This window comes from Agrobacterium sp. MCAB5, from assembly GCF_052114365.1.
Taxonomy (GTDB): Bacteria; Pseudomonadota; Alphaproteobacteria; order Rhizobiales; family Rhizobiaceae; genus Agrobacterium; species Agrobacterium tumefaciens.
The window spans coordinates 1-395 of the sequence record NZ_JBFREP010000322.1 but is presented as its reverse complement, the minus strand read 5'-3'; the positions used below and the strand labels follow the sequence as shown (position 1 = coordinate 395).

The 395-nt window shown below is 44.7% G+C and carries 1 rRNA gene; it reads right to left on the bottom strand.

The features are described 5' to 3' along the window. Nucleotides 1-85: ribosomal RNA gene (locus AB4Z23_RS28830) — 16S ribosomal RNA — on the bottom strand; the annotation flags it as partial. Nucleotides 86-395 lie beyond the last annotated feature (310 nt).

Here is a 395-nt window from a genome sequence, read left to right as displayed (position 1 = left end):
CCACTCCCCTTGCGGGGCGTTCGACTTGCATGTGTTAAGCCTGCCGCCAGCGTTCGTTCTGAGCCAGGATCAAACTCTCAAGTTGAGAATTCAATCATTGACTATTGTCACGTTATTCTGAATCGACGAGAACTCACATCAATTTCATCAAAGCATCKCTGCTCGCAAAATTGGTGTTGTCTCATTAAAACGTGACCGTCAAAGTCTATTCAATCAGAGCCTGAATTCCTTCAGACCCCGCAAGCTTCGCCGCCCACGTTTCTCTTTCTTCTCATATTCAATTGTCAAAAAACAGACCGCTCAATGCAGTCACAAAATCAAACCCCAAAAGCAAAAGCCCCTGGAAAACAACAAGCAGTCAGCTCATCAACATGATTTCTTTAGAACGAAAGACT